This is a genomic window from Ruegeria sp. R8_1, from assembly GCF_017743815.1.
In the GTDB taxonomy this organism is placed as follows: Bacteria; Pseudomonadota; Alphaproteobacteria; order Rhodobacterales; family Rhodobacteraceae; genus Ruegeria; species Ruegeria lacuscaerulensis_A.
Genome location: NZ_JAGHRL010000005.1, coordinates 92,352 through 108,450 on the forward strand (window position 1 = coordinate 92,352; position 16,099 = coordinate 108,450).

At 56.3% G+C, this 16,099-nt stretch carries 16 protein-coding genes and 1 tRNA gene; 10 read left to right on the top strand and 7 right to left on the bottom strand.

What is annotated here, in order from left to right; all coding sequences use genetic code 11:
• Positions 1-29: 29 nt before the first annotated feature.
• Positions 30-809, top strand: a complete 780-nt coding sequence (locus J7380_RS12665; protein ID WP_247742548.1) for an MOSC domain-containing protein — start codon at positions 30-32, stop codon at positions 807-809.
• A gap of 76 nt (positions 810-885) precedes the next feature.
• On the opposite strand, the gene J7380_RS12670 is transcribed toward J7380_RS12665, so the two are convergent.
• From J7380_RS12670 to J7380_RS12685, 4 genes are read right to left on the bottom strand one after another with little or no spacing between them, the layout of a single operon-like run.
• Positions 886-1,668, bottom strand: coding sequence for an arginine deiminase family protein (locus tag J7380_RS12670; RefSeq protein ID WP_209196157.1), 783 nt, complete (start codon positions 1,666-1,668; stop codon positions 886-888).
• A gap of 3 nt (positions 1,669-1,671) precedes the next feature.
• Positions 1,672-3,276 carry a 5-guanidino-2-oxopentanoate decarboxylase gene (locus tag J7380_RS12675; protein ID WP_209196158.1) on the bottom strand — a complete coding sequence of 535 codons (1,605 nt, stop codon included), beginning with the start codon at positions 3,274-3,276 and terminating at the stop codon, positions 1,672-1,674.
• Positions 3,273-4,457, bottom strand: coding sequence for a pyridoxal phosphate-dependent aminotransferase (locus tag J7380_RS12680; protein ID WP_209196159.1), 1,185 nt, complete (start codon positions 4,455-4,457; stop codon positions 3,273-3,275). The genes J7380_RS12675 and J7380_RS12680 overlap by 4 nt, the downstream gene beginning before the upstream one ends.
• Positions 4,454-5,101 (bottom strand): TetR family transcriptional regulator C-terminal domain-containing protein, encoded by a 648-nt coding sequence (locus tag J7380_RS12685; protein WP_209196160.1) that lies wholly within the window; start codon positions 5,099-5,101, stop codon positions 4,454-4,456. The genes J7380_RS12680 and J7380_RS12685 overlap by 4 nt, the downstream gene beginning before the upstream one ends.
• Before the next feature lie 93 nt (positions 5,102-5,194).
• Between J7380_RS12685 and J7380_RS12690 the strand changes: the two genes are divergently transcribed.
• From J7380_RS12690 to J7380_RS12705, 4 genes are read left to right on the top strand one after another with little or no spacing between them, the layout of a single operon-like run.
• Positions 5,195-5,989 carry an ATP-binding cassette domain-containing protein gene (locus J7380_RS12690; protein WP_209196161.1) on the top strand — a complete coding sequence of 265 codons (795 nt, stop codon included), beginning with the start codon at positions 5,195-5,197 and terminating at the stop codon, positions 5,987-5,989.
• A 35-nt stretch (positions 5,990-6,024) separates the two neighbouring features.
• Complete coding sequence (locus J7380_RS12695; RefSeq protein ID WP_170356310.1) at positions 6,025-6,789, top strand: transporter substrate-binding domain-containing protein; 765 nt, start codon at positions 6,025-6,027, stop codon at positions 6,787-6,789.
• A gap of 9 nt (positions 6,790-6,798) precedes the next feature.
• Positions 6,799-7,545: an ABC transporter permease subunit gene (locus J7380_RS12700; protein ID WP_209196162.1), complete on the top strand. Its 747-nt coding sequence runs from the start codon at positions 6,799-6,801 to the stop codon at positions 7,543-7,545.
• On the top strand, positions 7,542-8,303 hold the full coding sequence (locus J7380_RS12705) for an ABC transporter permease (protein ID WP_209196163.1): 762 nt from the start codon (positions 7,542-7,544) through the stop codon (positions 8,301-8,303). Before J7380_RS12700 ends, J7380_RS12705 begins: the two co-directional genes overlap by 4 nt.
• A 70-nt stretch (positions 8,304-8,373) precedes the next feature.
• On the opposite strand, the gene J7380_RS12710 is transcribed toward J7380_RS12705, so the two are convergent.
• The gene (locus J7380_RS12710; RefSeq protein ID WP_209196164.1) at positions 8,374-9,378 is read right to left on the bottom strand and encodes an AraC family transcriptional regulator; all 1,005 of its coding nucleotides are present in this window, start codon (positions 9,376-9,378) and stop codon (positions 8,374-8,376) included.
• A 127-nt stretch (positions 9,379-9,505) separates the two neighbouring features.
• Between J7380_RS12710 and J7380_RS12715 the strand changes: the two genes are divergently transcribed.
• The 5 genes from J7380_RS12715 (at position 9,506) to J7380_RS12735 (ending at position 14,637) form a co-directional block, all read left to right on the top strand.
• Positions 9,506-10,918: an amidohydrolase family protein gene (locus J7380_RS12715; protein WP_247742550.1), complete on the top strand. Its 1,413-nt coding sequence runs from the start codon at positions 9,506-9,508 to the stop codon at positions 10,916-10,918.
• Positions 10,919-11,004: 86 nt separating this feature from the next.
• Complete coding sequence (locus J7380_RS12720; protein WP_247742551.1) at positions 11,005-11,709, top strand: DUF3299 domain-containing protein; 705 nt, start codon at positions 11,005-11,007, stop codon at positions 11,707-11,709.
• The gene (locus J7380_RS12725) at positions 11,706-12,884 is read left to right on the top strand and encodes a carbohydrate porin (RefSeq protein ID WP_209196166.1); all 1,179 of its coding nucleotides are present in this window, start codon (positions 11,706-11,708) and stop codon (positions 12,882-12,884) included. Before J7380_RS12720 ends, J7380_RS12725 begins: the two co-directional genes overlap by 4 nt.
• A 50-nt stretch (positions 12,885-12,934) precedes the next feature.
• Positions 12,935-14,176: a membrane dipeptidase gene (locus J7380_RS12730; RefSeq protein ID WP_209196167.1), complete on the top strand. Its 1,242-nt coding sequence runs from the start codon at positions 12,935-12,937 to the stop codon at positions 14,174-14,176.
• Between the two features lie 200 nt (positions 14,177-14,376).
• Positions 14,377-14,637: a hypothetical protein gene (locus tag J7380_RS12735; protein ID WP_209196168.1), complete on the top strand. Its 261-nt coding sequence runs from the start codon at positions 14,377-14,379 to the stop codon at positions 14,635-14,637.
• A gap of 123 nt (positions 14,638-14,760) precedes the next feature.
• On the opposite strand, the gene J7380_RS12740 is transcribed toward J7380_RS12735, so the two are convergent.
• Positions 14,761-14,837 (bottom strand) — tRNA-Pro (locus J7380_RS12740).
• Between the two features lie 88 nt (positions 14,838-14,925).
• Positions 14,926-16,041 carry a class I SAM-dependent RNA methyltransferase gene (locus J7380_RS12745; protein WP_209196393.1) on the bottom strand — a complete coding sequence of 372 codons (1,116 nt, stop codon included), beginning with the start codon at positions 16,039-16,041 and terminating at the stop codon, positions 14,926-14,928.
• Between the last annotated feature and the right edge of the window lie 58 nt (positions 16,042-16,099).

Here is a 16,099-nt window from a genome sequence, read left to right on the forward strand (position 1 = left end):
GGGTCACTCGATTGGTAAGGTGCAGACGTATGAAAAATCTCTCTATCGTCCGAATGAGCCGCTACCCAGTAAAAGGCTTGAGTTCGGAGCCTATGCAAACTGTCACGCTGCGAGCAGGAGAGGGCATTCCGGGTGATCGGTTGTTCGGATTTGCTAGATACAATTCGGGTTTCGATGAGCAGAACCCCAAGCCACTGCCGAAAGATCGTTTTGTCGTTTTGTTAAATGAGGCTGCTCTGGCAGGCATTCAAACAAATTTTGACCCCGAGACCCAAGCTCTAGAGATCAAATCTGACAGCAAGATACGACGCTTTAATATGCGAACGCCCGAAGATCGGATGAGCGCGGCAAATATTCTTTCGTCGGAGATTGGTTTAAAAGATCCCGAACCGCCAAAGTTCGTCTCGTCTTCGCCTCATCGGTTTACGGATGTGTCTGTGGTATCACCGAAAATGATGAACGCGATATCCGTTTTGAATCTGGCTTCTGTGGAAGAACTGGGCAAGCAACTGAACGCGAATGTCCACCCAGCGCGCTTTAGATCGAATATCGAGATTGACGGGTTACCTGCGTTTGCCGAGCTGGATTCCGTTGGTTCAGTTTTGAGATTTGGTGATGTTAAGCTGAAGATTCTCTCGCGTACCAAAAGGTGCGCAGCAACTGAAGTTAACCCGATAACAGCCGAGCGGGACTTGAATGTACCCTATCTTATTCGAAAGGTGATGGGTCACATGGACATGGGTGTCTATGTCGAGGTCGCCAATGGTGGAACGCTAATGGTCGGTCAATCTGGGGAATTGCTCGCCTAAACAAGAACAGATTGTCAAAAGGCTTGAGACATAAACTATGCTTCAAGTCCAGTTGTCCTGCCTGTCCCTGAGACCCTCAAAACCTCAAGGACAGGCAGGACATTCCGCCATCCAGTTTAGCGCAATCGGTGTTGTCGATCTGAACAACCTCAAATCCCGCCTTGTTCAGAATGTCGGCCGTGCGCGGGAAACCTGCTGCCATCAATACCAGATTATTGAAACGAATTGCATTGGCAGCCGCTTCTTCACCATCGGCAACATGCAAAACCCGATAGCCTTCAAAACACCCGGACGCATCCAGGCGTTTGGTTGCAAGGATGGTCTCGGCATCCATCAGCGAACAATCGGTCTTGAAATGCAACACGCCTTCAGGCGTAAACACCTCACGCAAAGCATGGCCCCACTCATTGGCAATTTCCGCCAGCTCAGCCACGCCTGCCGCGTCGGTGCGATCCGAACGGCCCACCAAGATTTCCTTTCCGGTCACCAGAATGTCGCCGCCTTCGACATGGCCGGGGCCTTTGATCTCCCGGACGTCGTCATAGCAGGCACGGATCGTCGATGCTATTTCCGCCACTTCACCCATGCGAGAGGGCGCGCCGGGACGCATCAGAATTGCACCTTGCGGAAGGCAAAGTGCGGTATCCTCGACGAATTGTGCGTCAGGATAAGCGTCAAGCGGTTCAAGCTCAATCACCTCTGCCCCAGTGCTGCGCAGCGCACTGACATAGGCCGAGTGCGCGGCCAGCATCCCGTCCAGGTTTGGATTGCCGATATCCTCGGCGCGCAACCCTTCCGCAATTGTCGTGGCGGGCTTGCGGGTGATGGCACGTGCAAATTCAAAGGTCGGATTCCGCATGAGTTACTCCTGATCCGGGCGATTCCCGGTAATGTCGATTTCCAGAATTGAAGGGCAGTTTCGCGTGCGGGCCGAAGCCAACGCGGCCGCTATCTCAGCGGGATTCTGAGAAACCCGTTCATAGGGTATGCCAAACGAGGCTGCGGTGGCGGCAAAATCAGGTGGAGTCGGGTCGCATCCGATCACCTCAACCCCAGCATCCTGCACTGACGCAGCAATTTCGCCGTAGCCGTGGTTGTTCCACAAGACAAAGGTAATGTGCAGGTTGTGATCCACCGCGGCCATAATCTCGGGCAGCGAGAATTGGGCACCACCATCGCCGGCGATGCAGATCACAGGGGCCTGAGGAGCGGCAATTCCGGCACCGATAGCGGCCGGAATGCCATACCCGAGCGCGCCATAACCGGTGGCGGCATTGAACCATCCGCCCGGACGGTCGTGGTCGTAATAGAGGTTACCTGCGTAGATCGGTTGCGTGGAATCGCCCACTATAAGCGCGTTGGGGACAGTCGCGCGCATGGCTGCCAAGATCTCGACCTGGGCGCGGTAGTCCGGGCCGATCTCTTCAAAAGCTGCGGCGCGGGTTTTTTTGGCGCGACCTGCGCCATCCCGTTGGTCGGGCCGGTCGGGCAGGGTCGCAAGCAATGCGGCGATTGCCTGATCAGTCCGGGCCTGTATGGCAATTTTCGTGTCATGACGGGCCAATTGATCCGGGCAAACATCAACACGTATCAGACCGGGCATCATGGGCATCTTTCCCGTAGCGTACATGTCATAATCTGTTGGGCCCAGCTCAGTCCCTAAAGCGAGAACGCAATCGGCGTTTTCGATCAGTGCGCGTACAGATTTCAAACTGGGGCTAGCGGGAACGGTCAATGGATGATCATGCATCAACCCACGCGCGTTGACGGTCTGCACGACTGGGGCGTCTAGGCGCTCGGCTAAAGTTTTCAGACCTTCGGCGCCGGTTTTCGCACCGCCACCGGCTAGAATTACAATGCGTTTTGCGGCCAAGAGCTGCGCGGAAGCCTGTCGGATCAAGTCGCCGTCCGGGGACCGGCTGGGTAGGGTCTTGGCAACAGGGGAGCTTTCGGCAGCGTGTCCTGCCACCTCCAGTGGGATCTGAATATGAGTGGGGCCGGGACGTTCTGAGCAGCAGGTCGCGAAAGCGCGTTCCAGAGCTGGGTCCAGATCACCGGGCAGGCTCACATGTTCAGAAACCAGCGCCACGGTTTTGGCAAGGGCGTGCTGATCGGGCAGTTCATGCAAATGGCCATATCCTTGGCCGAGCGTATCCGTTTCGTTGACGCCAGAGACCACCAGCATTGGCACAGAGTCCGCGCGTGCCTGCGCCATCGGCGTCAGGGTGTTTGTCAGGCCCGGGCCCGTGATGACAAAAGCTACGCCGGGCTTGCCCGACGCGCGCGCATAGCCGTCAGCCATAAAGCCCGCACCCTGTTCATGCCGAGGGGTGACATGACGAATTCCAGAGGCCGCAAGGCCGCGGTACAGCTCGACCGTATGCACTCCGGGAATGCCAAAGACACAAGACACGCCGCGCTGCTTCAGCCCTGCGACCAAGGCTTCGCCCACTGTTTGGTTGGTCATGCGACGTTCCGATCGCTGAGGTTTGCATGGGCAACGATGCGGTCCAGTGCTTTTGCGAAACGCTCGTCGTCAATGGTCAAGGCGACCCGGACCCAATCTGTAAGGCTTTCGCCAAAGGCCGAGCCGGGCATGACGGAAACACCATGCTCCAGCAGGTCCCAAGCATAAGTGTCCCCGTCCATGCCGCAGGCTGATACATTGACCAACGCAAACATCCCGGCCTCTGGGCGGTGTACGACAAGCCCGGTTTCGGCGTGTAGCCGATGTTCAAGGATCAGGGCGCGGCTTGCAAAGCGGGACGCCATGCCCGCCGCAACCGACGATCCGTCCCGCACTGCTTTTTCCGTCATGTCTGCGATGAAGGGTTGGTTACCGAACAGCATTGTCTCGGAGACCGGTAGAAGCGCTGCACAAAACTCGGCCGGGCCTACACACCAGCCGCTGCGAAAACCGGGGGCGGCGTGGGATTTCGATATCGACGAGACCGCGATGACCCGGTCTGCCAGCTGCGGATCAGAAAGCGGCGACACAAAGCTGGAATCATCGAACACCAGATGCTCGTACACTTCGTCCGAGATGATCCACAGGTCATGTTGTTGCGCAATTTTACCGATTTTACTGATATCTTCCGCAGTCAGGATCGCGCCTGTCGGGTTGTGAGGAGTGGTCAACAGTATCGCCCGGCTGCGCGGCGTGATACGCGCGGCAAGATCGTCGGCGTGCAGTCGAAACCCGTTTTCAGCGCGCAGCGGCACCGGAACCGGTTCAGCCCCGCTGGCGCGGATGACGCCCTCATAGGTCGCATACATGGGATCGCCGACCAGAACTTCGGACCCGGCTTCGGCGACGCCCTGCATCACCGCAAAAAGTGCTGTCTGCGTGCCGGGAAAACACAGAATATTTTCAGGCAGAAACTGCCGCCCACGGCTTTCGGTGTATGTTTCGGCCAAGGCTGCACAAAGCCCGGCCTCTCCGCGCCCATTTGAATATCCGGTACGGCCCGATTGCAATGCCAAGGCCGCCGCGTCGCACAACTCCTGCGGTGTTGGCACGTCCGGTTCGCCGATCGTCATTTCCACGAGATCTGCGCCTGCCTCGGCCAATGCGCGCGCCTTCAGGTGGACTTCCCACTTGCCGCCGCCCAATCCGGCCAGCCGTTCGGTGATTGCTGTCAGCCTCATTTGGGCTTGCTCTCCTGCGTTAGATCCAAATCGAGAATGGCGGAAACGGATTGCAGCCCTATTTCAACCAGTTCACCTTGTTCAAATGCGTCCGGCAGCGCCCCGCCTTCAAGCCACAGACCATCGATCACCGCGTTGCACGCAATGGCCAGTTGCCGCAAACGGGCAGGGGGCGCGGGCCGGTCAACTTCGTTCAGCGAGGCTGCAATCAGTTCCTCAAGCTGGTCCCGAAAATAGGCATATGTCCGTTCATGCGTCGCTTTCATCTGCGGGTCGTGCTGCACCTTGTTCAGAAAGCTGGCCCACAGGGCGATGGCGCGGGGGTCGACAACGGGTGGTGTCAAAGACGCCGTCACGAAAGCGGCCAGCCTGGTTTGCGCGCCGACCTCTGTGCCCGTCGCAAGTGCAAAGGTCTGGTCGGTCATTGTGTTCATGTGGTGCTCGTAGGCGGCGACGATCAGATCTTCTTTGGAGCTGAAGTAATGGCGGATCAGCCCCCCCGTAACATTTGCGCGTTCTGCGATTCCCCGCACCGTGGCGCCGCGCACGCCCTTCTCGGCAACCAGTTCCAGCGTGGCTAGAATCAAAGCTTCCTGCCGGGATTCGGCCGACTCGCGCCTGAATTTTTTGCGTTCTTCGCTCACAACTGGTTCGTTTTCGCTGATTGCATTAATTATACGCTTGCATAATTACGATGTTCGCGGCTTACTGCAATCGGAAAATTGGGGTCGCAAAATATGGACACAGCCGCTGCCGCATCAGCACAGCAACCCGACACCCGCCGAGAGGCGATCCGGGTAGAGGATTTGCATAAATCCTTTGGCGATTTAGAAGTTCTGAAAGGCGTGGACCTGATCGCGCATCAAGGTGACGTTGTTGCGATCATCGGTGGTTCGGGTTCTGGTAAGTCGACCATGCTGCGCTGCATCAATTTTCTGGAGACGCCAACGTCGGGCAAAATCGTCATCGGCGGCGAAGAGGTCGCGATGCGTTCAGATGGCAGCCCGGCCAGCCAGAAGCAAATCGAACGTATACGCACCAAACTGGCGATGGTGTTCCAGCAATTCAATCTGTGGACGCACCGCACCTTGTTAGAGAACGTGATCGAGGTGCCGGTGCATGTCCTGAAGGTCCCAAAGGCAGAAGCGATCGAGCGCGCGCGCGAATTGCTGGTCAGGGTTGGCCTGGGCGGTAAAGAGGACACGTTTCCCGCTTACCTTTCGGGTGGTCAGCAGCAGCGGGCCGCGATTGCACGGGCGTTGGCCGTTGATCCGTCTGCCATGCTGTTTGACGAACCCACATCCGCGCTGGACCCTGAACTGGTCGGAGAAGTTCTGACCGTGATCCGTGACCTGGCCGCTGAGGGGCGCACCATGCTGCTGGTCACGCATGAGATGAAGTTCGCCCGTGAGGTCGCGAACCACGTCGTCTACCTATATCAAGGTCGTATCGAAGAGCAGGGCCCACCTGCCGAGCTCTTTGGAAATCCGCAATCCGAGCGGCTGAAACAATTTCTCAGCTCGGTCGGATAGAACAAAAAATAAACACTATCAACACGGAGAAACTTATGAAAATCAAAGCATTCCTGACTGCAGTCTCTGCCGCAGCCATGCTGGCGGCAGGCGGTGCTGCAGCCGAGCAAGTCAAGATTGGTATTGCAGCTGAACCCTATCCACCATTCGCCTCGCCGGACAGCGCGGGCAACTGGGTCGGCTGGGAAATTGAGGTAATCGAAGCGGTTTGTGCTGCGGCCGAGCTTGACTGCGTGATTACGCCTGTTGCCTGGGACGGCATCATTCCGTCTTTGACTGGTCAGCAGATCGACGCGATCATGGCCTCGATGTCGATCACCGAAGAGCGGTTGAAAACCATCGACTTCAGTGATGCGTACTACAATACGCCTGCGGTGATTGTGGCCGACAAATCAATTGATATCGAGCCGACACCTGAGTCGCTGGCTGGCAAGATTATTGGCATTCAGGCCTCGACGATTCACCAAGCCTATGCGCAGGAATACTTCAAGGACGCCGAGTTGAAAGTCTACCAGACTCAGGACGAAGCCAATCAGGATCTGTTCGCAGGCCGAATTGACGCGACCCAGGCAGACAGCATCGCGATGGCGGATTTCGTGAACTCGGACAATGGCAGCTGCTGCGAAATCAAAGGAGCCGTTGCGGATGATCCCGCCATTCTGGGCCGTGGTGTGGGTGCAGGCGTACGCAAGGGCGATACCGAGCTTCTGGAAGCGCTGAACAAAGGGATTGCGGCGATCCTGGCTGACGGCACGCACGAGAAAATCACCGAGGGCTATTTCACCACCAGCATCTACTAAGGCGCTGTTGTGACCGGACTATTCGAGACACTGGGCCTCGGCGCCAGCGCCGAGTTGCTGTCGCTGTCCAGCTGGGGCGGCAACCTGTTGCGCGGGCTTGCCAATTCTCTGCAGATCGCCGTGGGCGCTTTTGGAATGGGGCTGGTAATCGGGCTGTTCGGTGCCTACGGGAAACTCTATGGGGGGAAGGTCACACGTGACCTTCTTGCCATCTATACAACGGTGATCAGGGCGGTGCCCGAACTGGTACTGATCCTGATCCTGTACTATGTCGGCAGCGATATCATCAACAAGATCTCTGAGGCGTTCGGAGGAGGTCGAGTTGAAATCAGCGGTGTCGCTGCGGGCATCTGGGTCTTGGGCATTGTGCAGGGAGCCTATGCCACCGAAGTGCTTCGTGGGGCCATCAAGGCGGTTCCGGTCGGGCAGATCGAAGCGGCAAAATCCTATGGAATGCCCGCATTTATGATCATGCGCCGGGTGACGATCCCTGCAATGATGGGATTTGCGGTGCCAGGCTTGGCCAACCTGTGGCTGATCGCAACCAAGGATACGGCCTTGCTGGCCGTTGTCGGGTTCAGTGAATTGACACTTGAAACACGACAAGCGGCAAGCAGTACCCGTGCTTACTTTACCTTCTTTCTCGCGGCGGGCTTTTTGTATCTCATGGTCACCCTTTTCTCGGGTGCGGTTTTTGCCCGTATCGAGAAATGGGCGCGCCGTGGTCAGCCTTCGTTGAAAGGGGGTTCCTCATGATCACCGTGAAAGCGCTGATGCAGCCTCACCGTATCGTCATGATGCTGTTGTTTGCGGCCCTGATTACCTGGTGTGCCTTTTCGCTGCGATGGGATTGGATCCCGCAATACGCGCCGCTGGCGTTGCAGGGCCTTTGGACGACGATCTGGCTGTTGGTGGTGACAACCGTTCTGGGGTTTTTATTGGCGGTGCCGCTGGGCTTGGCGCAGGCGATCGGCCCTTGGTACCTGGCAACACCTGCCCGAGTGTTTTGTACCATAATCCGAGGCACACCCCTGCTGTTGCAGATTTGGCTGTTGTATTACGGACTGGGTTCGCTGTTTCCGCAGTTTCCTTGGATAAGGTCGTCAGAGCTGTGGCCCTACCTGCGCCAAGCATGGCCTTACGCGGTGCTTGCGTTGACCTTGTCCTTCGCTGGTTATGAAGGTGAGGTGATGCGAGGTGCGTTTTCCAGTGTCGCGAAAGGGCAGCTTGAGGCTGCAAAGTCTTTTGGAATGCCACGTTTTACTATGTTCCGCCGGATATGGCTGCCGCAGGCTGTGCGCAACGTACTGCCAACTTTGGGCGGAGAAACGATCCTGCAGCTCAAGGCAACTCCCTTGGTTGCAACGATCACGGTGGTCGAGATTTACGCCGTCTCTTCGCGGGTTCGATCTGACACGTTTATCGTATACGAGCCGCTTCTGTTGTTGGCCTTGGTCTATATGGTCCTAGCCGGGTTGATCGCTTTGGCTTTTCGCCGATTTGAAGGTGTTTGAAGTCAGACACTGTCTTGTCGGCCCGCACTTGTTAAGTATTGGATATCCACTCCAGATATTTGCAACTTAATTACAAGCCAAGGCGGAACTTGGTCGGTGTCATTCCGGTTTGACCTCGGAAAAAGCGAGTGAAGTGGGACTTGTCGGAATAGCCAAGCATCAGACCAATCTCCGCAATTGTCATCCGGTCTTCTTTTAGGTGCTTCTTGGCGATATCGACACGCAGCCGTTTGATTTCGCGGGGTAGTGTTGTGCCTTGTTGCTGAAGCGCTTTCAGGAACCGTTCCGGCTGTATTCCCAGCAATCCGGCCACCATCTCCGGCCCCAAATCGGTTTCATCCAATTTGTCGCGCAAGACAGAGCGCAAGGCAGCCACCACGGTTACTTCTTCATCATGTTGGGGCGAGGCTATTGGCCTGGCAGAGCCGTCAGAGACATGGTGCAAAAACAACCATTCCACAGGAAAACTAATTTGCATTCCGGGATCGGGTCCAAGGCCAACCTCGATCCCCTTGTAGTCGATAGGTAGACCATTGATGTATCTGCTTTCCCATCGCACGCGCGAAGAATCCCAGGAATCGCCGACGACGGTCTGCAATAGACGTACATAGAGTGCGGCTCCAAAACCGGTCACCTGAACGGGTGGAACAGTTGGTTCTTGCTGCCTCTCGATACGATAAGTCGCTTTGTCCGCTTCAATGATAAGGCTGTGCCGTACAGAATTGGATTCCTGCGGCACAAGCCCAACAAAGCGGGTAAAGAACTCGAACAGCGTTTTTGTAGTTTGCAGGGCTTGAGCGAACGGAGGCCACTCTTGCAGGTTAAACGTCTCGCCTACATTCAGTCCAAGGTATCGGTCCCCTGACACTTCTGAGAAGGCATTTACCAAGCCGTAGACCAGCTCTGAGTGAACGAACACGGATGGGTCGGTCAACAGTTCGGCTTTCAAGCCGACCTGATCCAGTGCTGGTTGCGGATTGATCTTACGTTCGGTGAGATATTGCAAAAACGGAGCAGCTAAGGAGAGGCGAATAAAGCCCTCGCTATGCTCTCGAGAGGTGGCGTTGAAAGGCAAGCTCGTCATCCTTGTGAGGATTAGCAGTTATATTCAGTGGCCATTTTTATCATCACATTCGAACATCCTAATACAAAAGTGGCAACCGAGGCAAAACTTTCCGGACTACAGTTGGCAGAACATGAATATGAAGGGAGCACTTATGTCCGGTCTGCGAATGTCTCTTTGTTCGGTGGCAATTGTCGCTGCCGGTCTTTCTTTTTCTGCGTCCGCGCAGGCTCAGGATCAGGAAGAACCCCAAACGCTTTTCACCAACGTACATGTCTTCGACGGCGTCAATGAACAGCGTATCGAAAATGCGAGCGTTCTGGTTGAGGGCAACCTTATCAAGGCCGTCTCAACTGATGCGATCGATGCCCCCAATGCCACGGTCATTGACGGAGAGGGGCGGACACTGACCCCTGGGTTTATCGAACTGCACGCGCACCTGATGCTGATGGGGCCGACCTTGCCCGCGATGGAGGCCAACACAACGTGGGAAGACTTTGCCATACACGGTGCGCGGATGGCCGAGATGTACTTGATGCAGGGCTTCACCACAGTCAGGGACGCGGGTGGGGCCAATGGCGGGTTACGCCGCGCAATTGACGCAGGCCAAATTGACGGACCGCGTTACTTTCCATCTGGTGCATTTATCGGAACGCGAGGTGGTCACGCTGACTTCGCGAATTTCACCGCTCCGCCGGGCTCGGAGACCAACATGAGCCGTCTGAACATGGCGCAGGAAGTTAGCGGAGTGGACGACGTTTACAGGTTTGCACGCAACAATTTCCGCATGGGTGCGACACAGTTGAAGTTCATGCAATCCGGGGGCGTCGTTTCGGCCTTCGACCCATGGCAATTGCTGGCTGGATCGCCCGAAGAGATCAGGGCCGCTGTGCAAGTGGCAAATGAGTACGGCAGCTATGTCATGGCGCATTCCTATCGTAAGGAAGCGATCCTCAGTGCGCTTGACGCAGGTGTCATGTCCATCGAACACGGCTTCTCGTTTGACTGTGAAATTGCCCAAGTCATGAACGAAAAAGGGGCGTATATCACCACCAACCTGACGGCCTTCGATCCCGGACTGCTCGATATTCCAGCGGTAGCAAACGTCCCGTCGAGCCTTGCCAAAGCCAAGTCCGCTTCGGCCACATTTGCGGGCTACATCGACAATATGAAGGAATGTCCGGTGAAGCGAGGGTTTCAGACCGACTGCGTTGGTTCCGTCGAGGCCTGCAATATCCAGATTGCCTATGAAAAACACCTGAATAACGAGTTTTTCGGGCCTTACACATCCATGGTCACGCTGACATCGACAGGTGGCGAGGTGGTCGCTTTGTCAGGTGACTTCATGAACCCGTATACCGCCGGAAAACTGGGAGTGATCGAAGAAGGCGCCTATGCGGATATCCTGCTGATCGACGGTAACCCGCTCGAAGATTTCTCTGTGGTTGGTACGGGTGATCAGTGGTTCGGCGCCGACCCGAGGCCTGAAAGCCCAGATACGATCCGACTGATCATGAAGGACGGCGTCATCTACAAAAACACACTGGATTGACCTGTCTAAATAGCCGGAGATTATTTATGCACCATTGGTTTCGCTCCGTAGTATTGGCAGGGTTGGTCTGGTGTGGACAGTCAGCCATGGCGACGCCCGATACCGCGTTGAACTGGGCAGACCTACCGGACCCATCCTCGCAGACCTTTGAAGACCCCTACCGTGATCTCAGCCCCGAACAATTCGACGATGTCCTCTACGTCGTAAGATTGCGCGGAAGGCTGCAGCAGGATGGTGGCAGCGAAGAAGAACGGCAAAAGTGGCAAATGCTTTTGACCGAGACCGAGGATGCCTTGACAGCTGATGGAATTGATGTCGACTGGCTGCTCGATCAGCGAGAGGTGGTAACGGAACGTCGGAGAAAGGCTGGTACCAACGGAAATCCGGAATTCGACGGTCAAACAGTCACGCTTGCGGGTTTTGCCATTCCTGCTCCCAGTGACCCGGACGGGCGGCCTGTCGCGTATTTGGTGCCTGAACGCGGGATGTGCAGTCACATGCCTCCACCTCCGCCCAACCAGATGATCCGCGTGCGGCTGAACGGGGACTGGACGCCCAGCTATTTCCATGAACCCGTTCGGCTTACGGGCATGCTGACTATCGATCCTTCCGTTCAGAATATGATGGTTGTGGATGGCCTCATGCCGATGAACGCGACTTTCCAGTTGGAAACGGAACGTGTCGAAACTCTGGAAACTGAAGCAGACAGGCTGGAATGGAAGCAGCGTGCAGCTGATCGCATCCGCGCGGCAGGCAACCGCAAGACCGGCGGGGCAAGGGCGTCTGAATGATAAGACTTATGGTTGCCGCATTGAGCATTGCCTTCGCTGGGGCAGCGTCGGCTCAGGGATTATCCGGGCCATCTTCGGTCGAAGCTGATTTAGAGCCCGGAGATGGGCTGACCGACCCACAATACCGTTCCGATTTTCCGCGCAACATCGCATCGGGTTGGTTTGAGTGGAAAGACCGGCTGGCTGCGGGTGGGTTTCGGTTCAACATTGACTACTTGGTGTTGGGTCAAACCACAAACGCTGATCTGGGAACCGGTGAAGCGGCAAGTGGAATTGCACGCCTCTACGGCGGTTGGCAAGCAACTGAACGGGGTTCCCTGACATTCAAGATCGAAGACCGACACAGTTATACGGACGTTGCTCCGCAATTTCTCGGGCTGGATGGCGGAGCCCTTTCAATCACAGGAACAGCCTTCAACGACAATGGTCTGCTATTGACCAACCTGTTCTGGACCCAAAGGGCCGAGAATGGGTCGTGGACGCTGCAAGTCGGGCAGATTGATGTAACAGACTTTGTGGATATCTATGGGTTGGTAAGCCCCTATAGTGGTTTCCAAAATCTGTCTTTCAATACCAACCCGACAATTAACACGCCCAACCAAGGCCTTGGTGTTGCCGGTGGGGTAAAGCTGAGTGAAAACCTTTACGCCGTTGCCAGCGTATCCGACGCAAACGCCGACCCGTCCGATCCAGACTTTGATGTGTTCAGCAACGGCAATCTCTTCAAATCACTCGAACTTGGTTACACCTCCGGCTTTGATCGCATCTACTTCGACAACATCCATTTGACCCTCTGGCATGCGGATGCGGCTGACGATGGCAGTCGAGCGGAAGACTACGGCGCTGCGTTCTCTGCCGCATGGTTTGTTGACAATAAGTGGATGCCGTTCTTCCGCGCAGGGGCCTCAAAGGGGACCGCAGCGCTTTATGACCGGTCTATCTCTGCAGGTCTGGGCTACTATGGTCGCAATACCGATTTGGCGGGACTGGGCCTGAACTGGGCCGAGGCAAGAGGCATAGACGGTGACCAGTTCACGCTCGAAGCATTCTACCGGTTTTCAATCTCGCCCGGGCTGCAGATCACGCCGTCATTGCAGTTCATTTCTGATCCGCTGCTGAACCCCACTCAGGATAGCATTACGCTGTTCGGCCTGAGAACACGGATCGTTTTTTGAGGCGGTTCGAAAGTGGCAGCTAAAAGCAAAACAGTTAAGGAGGTTTTGTCATGAAGACTCTGTTGGCCATCAGCGCTATCGCGGTCACCCTTGGTGGCGCTCTACGAGCGAGCGAGGAAAGCAAGACATGGGACGCTTCGCCCGAGGCAAAACAGTTCGTCATGGACACGATCGTAATCGGCATGCTGGCCAGCCCCTATGGCACCGGCTGGACCGAATACAAACAGTTGCACGACTATTTCGCGCTCGCCCGCGAGAACGGTATCACCGGTCATGAAATGACCTTGGCCGCCGCCGACATGACTTTCGACACCCTGCTGGAGCAGCACTATCACTTTCGGGCCGCCATGGCAGAGCAATCGGACCAGTTTGTGATAGTGAACGAAACACGTGATATCGAGGCGGCGCATCTTCAGGGCAAGACGGCCGTTATCTGGAACAGCCAGACAGCGACAATCCTCGATGGAGACCTGAAGAAAATGGCGCTGTTCAAGGACATGGGTATCAAATCCATGAACCTTGCCTATAACGACATCTTCCGGACAGGGTCCGGCGGGCTTGCAGCTCAGAAGGGGCTCGATATCGGCCTGACGCCCTGGGGCAAGTCGGTAATCGACGAGATGGTGCGCTTCGGCATTATGCTCGATCTGAGCCATACCGGCATCAAAACCGCCAATGACGCCATGGACTACATGGACGAAAACTACCCCGGAGTGCCCTATATCTACACCCATTCGTTGCCCGCCGGTCTTTACAAGGATGCGCCGGAGGCCTCGCCTCAGGGATGCTATCGGAACATTACTGATGAAGAAGCGATCCGAGCGGCGGAGTCCGGTGGCTATGTCGCGCCTACATTCACCGAGTGGATGATGGACGGGATCTGGCCCGAGGATATCTCGCCCAAGCAGGCTGCGGACATGATCGACTACTACGTCCAGCTGATCGGCGTAGATCATGTAGGTATTGCTTCGGACGATATGTTCTCCACCAAGTTGGTCGTGGATTTCGCCAAGGCCAATCCCACCATGTATGATGACGGCGGCTACATGATCGATGCTTTCAACAGGGGCGCGACGGGCAACGGCGAACTGGCTAAAATCCTCGCTGCCGTCACTGATGATCTCTGGGCGCGAGGCTATACCAATGAGGACCTTGCGAAGATTTATGGCGGTAACAAGATGCGAGTTTATGCGCAAGTTTGGGAGGGCAAACCACCCGAACAATTCCTGAAAGAGTACCCGGAGCGTCTGCGCCTAAGGCAAGAACTTCGTGATGGGTTCTATTCGCGTTAGATTTTTGGGAGCTTACCGAAACAAGACAGATGACATCTCGCACGGGCGAGGTTTACGTCCCACCCTTTGCTAGGTTGTCCCGCATCCAAAGTGGTTGCAGATTGCAGTAGTGGCAGAGTTCGATGAGGTGTTCCAAAGACCGGGCAGACGAAAGAGGTATAATGTGGTCCACCTCCCATTGACCAAACCGATCCCATGACATGCCGTCTGTGAACCGGGCCTCAAGGTGTTGTTTTAAGGTTTCCTTAGAGCAACCGACCACCTCGGATGGGCAGGCCGCCGCTTTCTTTGCATCGCACACATTGGTGGTTGCCGTCGTACCGCTCAAGCGCGCAGAACAAGAGCTGTTGCTGCGCGAAGAGATTGAAGACGAGCCGGTCATCATCGCGCCGAATTGGTCTTCGGATGAGCCACCAGAGATACCGGCCGACGATAATGGACTAGAAGATATGAAGCGCTAATTCGGTAGTTGGTGGATGCAGGTAATGAACGAACTGAGCACATTTATCGAACGAAACGTTGCTAATATCGTTGCAGCTTTCACTCTGAAAACAACAAAGGCGCCCTCAGGCGCCTTGTTCTATTGGTCGGAGTGAGAGGATTCGAACCTCCGACCCCTGCCTCCCGAAGACAGTGCTCTACCAGGCTGAGCTACACTCCGACCGTGGCGGCGGGTCTATACCCGGCAATTTGGATGCGCAAGAGGGATTTTGCGGTTTCAAACACCGCGGCTTTTGCTGCGATTGGCGTCAGGGCAGGGCGTCCGTGCGGTAGAGGCGGATTTTGGTGCCGCCGTGGTCAACAACCGGTCCAGGCGGCAGCAAAGGCAGGCGAGTTGCGCGGGCAAGCCCCGCATTGCTGGTCACGATCCCCACACGCCAGCCGCTGAAACGGGAGGCGAGTACTTTGCCCAACGCCCCGTAAAGAGAGCGCAGGCGTTTTTCATCGCCGATTCGTGCACCATAAGGTGGGTTGACGATGACCAGACCGGCGTCGCCGGAAGGGGGTTTGATGTCGCTGACGGCGCGGGTTTGGAACCTTGCAACCTCACTCACTCTGGCCTGCGTCGCATTGGCTTGGGCGGCTTCAACAGCGCCAGAGTTGCGGTCAGAGCCGGAGAAAACAAGATCGGTTTCGGATATATCCTCATTAGCACGTAGGTTACTCCACGTGGCGGGGTCGAACCCGGCAAGGTTTTCGAAGGCAAAGCTGCGGCTGCGACCAGGGTTCAGCCCCAAGGCGATCTCGGCGGCTTCTATGACAAAGGTGCCTGAGCCACACATCGGGTCCAGAACCGGTTCGGTCCCGGTATATCCGCACTCGCGCAGGAACATAGCGGCCATGGTCTCGCGCATGGGGGCTTTGGAAACTGCCGGTTTATGGCCGCGTTTGTGCAGGGGCTCGCCGGATGTATCGACTGAAAAAGTGCAGATATCCTTTTCAATGCGCAGCAGGACCCGAAGGGTGGCATCGCCCGAGATCGGCGCGCCGAGAGTTTCGGCAATTGCGTGCTCGACCCGCTGTTTCGCGGCGCCTGCATGGTAGATACGGGATTTGCGGCTGGTCGCCTCAACTTTGACCGGCACTTCCGGGCGCAGAAAATCTGACCATGGAAACTTGCGGGCACGTTTGTCGAGCTGGGCCAGGTGAACGGCGGGAAAGCTGCCGATGCGCAGCAAGACCTTGTTGGCACCCCGCAGACACAGATTGGCGCGCCAGACATCGGTCCATCCGCCGTGCAGGCTGACACCGCCGGATACAATTTTGGCGTTTTCGAACCCGTTTTCGACCGTCTCGGCCAGCAAGGGAGCCTCAAGCCCAGGCGTGGCCACCAGAAATATCTCAAATTTGTCGCTGCGTTCCATTCCCGGTGCATACACCGGATGCGATCCGGGCGCGATATGCATTTTCCTCGCATTGAAA